Here is a 330-nt window from a genome sequence, read left to right as displayed (position 1 = left end):
GTGCATCCGGGAGGATTCGAACCTCCGACCGCTCGGTTCGTAGCCGAGTACTCTATCCAGCTGAGCTACGGATGCATTGGGAAACTTGCTTTACTGCTGATATTGATACCGCGGTGAAAGCCGTATCAAGTAAGAGATGGTGCATCCGGGAGGATTACTCGCCTTACGGCTCGCCCTTCGGGCCGTTGCTGACGCAACGTTATCCTTCCTGGTGCCAGCGGTGATTACCGCTATCTTATCCGTATCTTCATCACTGAAAGTACGGAGAATATGGTGCATCCGGGAGGATTCGAACCTCCGACCGCTCGGTTCGTAGCCGAGTACTCTATC

At 53.9% G+C, this 330-nt stretch carries 1 tRNA gene; it reads right to left on the bottom strand.

What is annotated here, in order from left to right:
- Nucleotide 1: 1 nt before the first annotated feature.
- Nucleotides 2–75 (bottom strand) — tRNA-Arg (locus NBA72_RS24235).
- Nucleotides 76–330 lie beyond the last annotated feature (255 nt).

It is taken from the genome of Salmonella sp. NW1250 (assembly GCF_051812965.1).
Classification (GTDB): domain Bacteria; phylum Pseudomonadota; class Gammaproteobacteria; order Enterobacterales; family Enterobacteriaceae; genus Salmonella; species Salmonella enterica.
This window is presented reverse-complemented; position numbering and strand designations above follow the sequence as displayed.